Here is a 5,010-nt window from a genome sequence, read left to right as displayed (position 1 = left end):
TTCCTTTAGTGCGCCCAAAAACAGAGAATTCACCCATTAAGGATAGGTCGGATAGATTAGAAGGTTAATTTTTATCTAATAAACCTAAAAATCTACAATATTAGATTTTTGATGTCCTTATTTTGTTGCCATTACGAACTTCGGGGGGCCTGTGAGGGGAGCCTTTCCGCTTTCCGATAGAGACATTTGTCTTGGGATTGGTACGTTAGTCGGAGGTCATTTCGACTTGAGCGGGATTTTCAACCCCGCCTGTGCAAATTCCCCATAAAAAATGTGCGGCCATCGGGCCGCCACTTTCCCGCGCCCCGCATCCCGCACCCCGAGATCTCGAAAAAGAATCTATCGGGGCATGTCCTTGTGAGGCTAATCCCGAATACCGAAGCTGTCTCAGTCCACTTTATCTGATAAATGACACCAATAAAAGCCTGTGCAAATCTCCATAAAAAATGTGCGGCCATCAGGCCGCCACCTTCCGGAGAATCCTGAATATTCCCGAGATTCCCGGCAGTCCCGATTCAAAGGTTTTCGAAGACGAAAGTTTCCATATAAAAAATGGGCGCCTCTATGATTTCAAGGCGCCCACCTTCACGGATCACGGACCACGGTTGACGGATCACGATATGCAGTTTGTGAGATAAAAGGTTTTCCCAATTAATGACGATCCACTTTTTCCGCTTCTTCTTCCATCTGTTCGCTCCAGATGCCTGTGGGGATGAGTTCTCCATCTTTACTGTTGTAGCGGACGGAGGCGGGCATATTGAAGCCGCTTGAAATAGGACTTGTAAAACCGCGGCCGATCACGTCGGTGGTATTCATAATGAAAAGGAAGGCATGAGGGTCTATTTCTTCAATCAGGTGACGGACTCTGGTGACCTGGGTGAGATCGACGATGGCAAAAACGATTTTCTTTTCGGCTCCGGAGAAGGCGCCCTGTCCGTAAAGGAGGGTGGCTCCGTGACCGATATTTCTAAGGAGGGTATCGGCGATTTCCAGCGGTTTATCGGAGACGATGAAGGCTGCTTTTCTCTGGGCAAAACCGATGACGATGCGGTTTGCCAGATTGGCATTGATATACATGGCAATTAATGTGCAGATGGCCCGTTCCAGGGCAAAGAAGAAGGCTCCGGCGCCTACGATAATGACGTTAATTCCGAAAACCACGTAGCCTATTTCCAGATTGTAAAATTTCTTGAGGACTGCGCCGACTACGTCAAGGCCTCCGGTATTGGAATTGTAGCGGTAAAGAAGTCCCATGGAAAGGCCCAGGACCACGCCTCCGGAAATGGCGGAAACCAATGGGTCTTTGACGACCTGATAATCGGCCATAAAACTGGTGAGGTCGATGAAAACGGAGCAGAGAACGGTTCCCAGAATGGTGATGAGGGTGTAAAGTCTTCCCATAAATTTCAGGGAAAGAATCAGTATGGGGATATTGAAAATCAGGTTGGCGATCCCGATGGGAAATCCGGTGATATAGTAGAGAATCATGGCAATCCCGGTAAGGCCTCCCGAGAGGAACTGATGGGGGACCAGAAAGGCATTGACGCCTACGGAATAACCGAAAGTGCCTATAATGGTAATGACCACGATAAAAGTGAGCCGCTGCCAGTAGGTGACAGAATGCGCGTCGGCTCCCAGCATGTTTTTCATAGGAAATAGTCCTTTCTTAGAACGCTTTCGTAAGTAGTGAAATCGTATATATCATACACGGAATTTTTGATTTTACAATAGAGATTGCGTCATGATAAAGTAAATGCTTTAGCCGTTAGTAGTCAGCCGTTAGCAGTTAGTCGGAAAGATTATACGAATTGCTAACGGCTAACTGCTAACAAACGGCTGACGGCTCTCCGCTCTCTTGACAGTTCCCATTTCTGAAATTATAATATCTTCAAATGCAAGGAGCGGGATTAAGCTCACCTGGAAATCACAGAGAGCCGGGAGGATGGGAACCGGTATGGAAGGGCAGCGTGTCACCCGTGAGCACCGATGCTGAAAAAAGTAGGCAAGGCGGGAGTCCCCGTTATGGATATGAGTATAATGCAGGGTGGTACCGCGCGCTGAGCGCCCTTGTCCGATGGGACAGGGCTTTTTTATTACCCTTCCTGTACTCCGAGTGAAAAGTGAGAGTGGTACCGCGCCCGTGCGCCTCTTTCTGCAATGCAGAAGGGGGCTTTTGTGTTTTGAGTCCGAAGGCTGAGTAACTATCATTTTCTAAAAACTTTGAGGATGAAGTTATCAGTTCGCAGTTCTCAGTGATCAGTGAAGGTGGGCCCGCATGAAATTGGATAGCAGGCCATTTTATAAAAATAGTCCATATTATGAATGAATATTTCATCATAAGCCGCCTTTTTATTATCAGGCGGCCACCACAACTGATAACTGGTAACTGATAACTGATAACTTTATAAAGCCAGTCATTTCATTAAATTTTTAAATATAGTACAACTATCATCATTCCAAGGAGGACATTATGAAGACAGCAACCGAAAAAAGAATCCAGTTCCGTGAAGATCTGAAATCCGGGAAAATCCTGCTTACCCCGGGCGTTGGAGATGCGCTGACTGCCAAAGTCGCTGAAAAATCGGGTATTTCCTGTGTCATTATGGGCGGCTATTCCGTATCGGCTTCCCGTCTCGGCCAGCCGGACGTAGGCCTTCTTTCCTGCACGGAAATGGCTGAGCAGCTGACGGGCATCTGCAATGCTGTAGATATCCCGGTCATGGCAGATGGGGATACAGGGTATGGCAACGCATTGAACATGATCCGCACAGAGAGAATGTTCGAAAATGCCGGCGCCGTATGTACCTTTTTTGAAGACCAGGCATGGCCGAAACGCTGCGGCCACATGGAAGGCAAAGTGGTCATTTCTGCAGAGGAACATGCCCAGAAAATCCGCGCTGCCGTGGATGCCCGCCTGGATAAGGAAATGATGATCATGAGCCGCACCGATGCCCGGGCTGTTTATGGAATTGATGAAGCTATCGAACGTTCCAAACGCTATGCCGATGCAGGGGCAGAAATGTGCTTTGCCGACGGTCTCTGCAGCCGGGAAGAAGTGGAAAAATTTGCCCTCGGCATGGAAGGCACCGGCGCTTACATCGTTGCCAATATGATCGAAGGCGGCAAGACACCTATCATTCCGGCAGAAGAACTTCAGCAGATGGGTTATTCCGTGGTATTCTACGCATGCTCTGCCGTTTATACCATTACCAAAGCATTAAGCGGACTCTTTACCGCCCTCGCTAAGGACGGAACCACCAATGCCGTGGCAGATAAGCTGATTCCTTTCGGCGAATTCAATCATATCATCGGACTTGATACCTATAAAGAACTGGAAAGGAAATATAAGGTCGACCGGGACGACTGAGCGGGGTTATGGATTGAGACATTTGTCATAATCGTGGTCCGTGGTCCGTGATCCGTGAATCGTGAAGGTGGGCGCCCTGAAATGATGGGGCGCTCATTTTTTATGGAAATTTCCGGTTTTCATCTTCGATGGCTTTTGAATTGGGGATATCGGGAACGAGGGTGTACAAAAATAGAAATCATTATTTTAAAAGCATCAGGAGAAATAGTTATCAGTTCTTAGTGAAGGTGGCGCCTTGAAATTGTAAAGGCACCATTTTTTATGGGGAATTTCACTAAAAGTTATGGAAAAGAACAGAAAATTCTGATAACTGATTCACTGCAAAATAAAAAAGCTGAAGCCATGCTTCAGCTTTTTTGTCATAGGGATTATTCGGATTTTTCTTCTTTTTCTTCAGCCGGCGTTTCTTCCGGGATTTCTTCGGAAGCCGGTTCTTCGGTGGTTTCCTCAGAAGTTTCTTCAGCCGGGGTTTCTCCGGATTCTTCAGGGGAAGCGGTTTCTTCAGCGGAAGATTCTTCTACGGGCGTTTCTTCGGTGGGAGCGGATTCTTCAGTTGGCGATTCTTCCACGGAAGCTGTTTCTTCTGTCATTTCTTCAGAAGGGGTTTCTTTGATGGGCGCCGGGGTTGGTTCTTCACCGGAAACTTCGGCCAGGGTCGGAGCTTTCAAATTGTCCAGGGCATCTATGGCAGCCAGGGCAAGGGTGAGGTCTTTCCGGATTTTGCCGATATAAGTTTTCATATTTCCTTCGGTGCGGAGCATATTTTCCACCAGTTTCCTGCGGGATTCTTCGGCTTCCTGAATCTGGCGTTTGCTCTGGGCGCGGGCATTGGAGACGAGGATATCGGCGTCTCTCTTGGCATTTTTCTTCACGCTTTCAGCGGTATCCTTTGCCAGCTGAAGGGTATTCGTCATGGTTTCGGAAATGCGTTCATAATTGGCCAGTTTCGTCTTCATCTGGTCCATCTGTTCCGCCATTTCCCGGTGTTCTCTGTAAATCTGTTCATAATCGGCCACAATCTGCTGGAGGAAGTCATTCACTTCTTCTTCACTGTAACCGCGGAGACCTTTGGAAAAAGTCTTGTTATGGATGTCCATTGGTGTAATCATGGGTTTTCCTCCTTGGGATAATTCTTCTTTCATTTTACTTGTTTCCTGCGAAATAGGCAAGACATCTGATTTGCCTGCCCCTGTTTCATCAAGGCGGCAAAGGCCATAGGACTTATACAGAGAAATCAGGGTTTAGGGTTCAGGGAAGGTGCGGACATCAGAATTGGAGGGTCCGCAGTTTCAGATTTTACCTTTAGGTCCATTTCCGTCAGATACGTTTCGTCAGTCAGCCTCACAGGTGCCCATATAAAAAAGCGGCACTTTATGAATTGTGTGCCGCCACCGCCCCGAGTCCCGTTTCCCGAGTCCCGGGCGATTCAAAGCTCCGAAGATAACTGAGAAATCAAAGTCCCGAAGAATTCGGTTACTCTGATAACTGCGAGCTGATCACTGATAACTACACGCAAAAAAGCCGCCCACTATGACTGGTGGACGGCTTTTGGGGTACAAAAATAAACCCCCTTTTTGAGATGGATGTTCTCGTTGTCCGGATTTCCGATCTTACCTGTCAATCGGCTGCAGAAATTCCTACGT

Annotated in this window: 3 protein-coding genes; 1 reads left to right on the top strand and 2 read right to left on the bottom strand. The window is 47.6% G+C overall.

Annotation, left to right across the window (positions count from 1 at the left end):
* Nucleotides 1-651: 651 nt before the first annotated feature.
* Nucleotides 652-1,650 carry a YitT family protein gene (locus VZT47_RS09280; RefSeq protein WP_330224686.1) on the bottom strand — a complete coding sequence of 333 codons (999 nt, stop codon included), beginning with the start codon at nt 1,648-1,650 and terminating at the stop codon, nt 652-654.
* An 820-nt stretch (nt 1,651-2,470) separates the two neighbouring features.
* On the opposite strand from VZT47_RS09280, the gene VZT47_RS09275 reads away from it, so the two are divergent.
* Nucleotides 2,471-3,367: an isocitrate lyase/PEP mutase family protein gene (locus tag VZT47_RS09275; RefSeq protein ID WP_330224685.1), complete on the top strand. Its 897-nt coding sequence runs from the start codon at nt 2,471-2,473 to the stop codon at nt 3,365-3,367.
* Nucleotides 3,368-3,735: 368 nt separating this feature from the next.
* On the opposite strand, the gene VZT47_RS09270 is transcribed toward VZT47_RS09275, so the two are convergent.
* The gene (locus VZT47_RS09270) at nt 3,736-4,476 is read right to left on the bottom strand and encodes a DivIVA domain-containing protein (RefSeq protein WP_330224684.1); all 741 of its coding nucleotides are present in this window, start codon (nt 4,474-4,476) and stop codon (nt 3,736-3,738) included.
* Nucleotides 4,477-5,010 lie beyond the last annotated feature (534 nt).

Origin of the sequence: Dialister sp. (assembly GCF_036343215.1) — a bacterium.
Lineage (GTDB): Bacteria > Bacillota > Negativicutes > Veillonellales > Dialisteraceae > Dialister.
The sequence above is the reverse complement of the archived record's forward strand: the minus strand, read 5'-3'. Positions and strand labels throughout refer to the sequence as shown.